The organism is Methanoculleus sp. MH98A (genome assembly GCF_000691865.1).
Classification (GTDB): Archaea; Halobacteriota; Methanomicrobia; order Methanomicrobiales; family Methanoculleaceae; genus Methanoculleus.
On sequence record NZ_JMIO01000190.1, the window covers coordinates 1 to 1,011 of the forward strand.

A 1,011-nucleotide genomic window follows, 5' to 3' on the forward strand; every position below is an offset into this window, starting at 1 on the left:
GACTGGGTTTTCACCAGATTTGGGATCTGAAGGATCAATGTATTTGGAACTACGAATTGAAAAAGCGTCACGGATTATCTCTAAGCATCTGTGAGCATCATCGATGACAATAGCACCAGTTTCTTTAATCTCTCTACCTGTTCCTTCAACACCAAAGACGGACTTGCCATTGAATAATTTTTGGCAACTTGTTATGAAAATCGCCTCACTGTTTAAAAATTCACGGGGCAAGGCGGTTGATTCTTTAGAACCCTCAACGATTCTAATCCCAAATGCCTCTGCTTGCTTGACAGTCTGTGTAACAAGGGTATTGTCTGGACAAAGGTAAAGGGCTGGCCCTTTCCCCTCATTCAATAAAGATTGAAGCATCAACAATCCGATTAACGTTTTCCCTTGCCCTGTGTGCAGTTTAACAATTGTGTCTTTTTCAGAACGATGATCTTGATCCCATGACTCTAGAACCGATTTTTGTCCTGGCCACAAGTAGGCTTTATCACCATCTTTATCCAGATTATTGAAAATTTCAATTGGGTCAATAATTTTTGCCTGTTGCGATTTTCCGAGTAACTTATTAAAGTCCAATTTAATCCCCTAATAGGTTGTATAGGTTTTGAGATGAAGACGGTGTCGATTTCTGGTGAGAGGAATGATGATGTTATAGCGCTGCTACAATGAAGCGTATAGAGAAATTCCTATAGTCAGGAACATTCGCGTTACAATTGGAGTAACATATTAGTTGGGGCTCTATCTTATCGTCCTTTTAATACTTCTAACCTCGTCAACAAACCTTCCTTCAAAGCCTCTCTCCCTTCGTTATTGTTATGATATAACAAGACCCGGTGATGATGTAGATCGAATGGGATATCACCTTCATTTTGAGCAATTGGAATTACCTCTTTCCCTAATGTATGTGCTATCCCGACCTCGTAGAAAACGTTTGGATTTCTTTGAGAAAAATCTGCAATTACTATGGCCGATGTGAAAATCAGCTCGAATATATCTTGAACAATT

The 1,011-nt window shown here is 39.5% G+C and carries 2 protein-coding genes; both read right to left on the minus strand.

The genetic code is table 11. The features are described from left to right. Positions 1-582, minus strand: a 582-nt coding sequence (locus EI28_RS13720; protein ID WP_155937447.1) for a DEAD/DEAH box helicase family protein, incomplete at its 3' end; no start/stop codon positions are given. Positions 583-749: 167 nt separating this feature from the next. Further along, on the minus strand, positions 750-1,011 hold a 262-nt coding region (locus EI28_RS15130), incomplete at its 5' end, for a hypothetical protein (protein WP_231476834.1).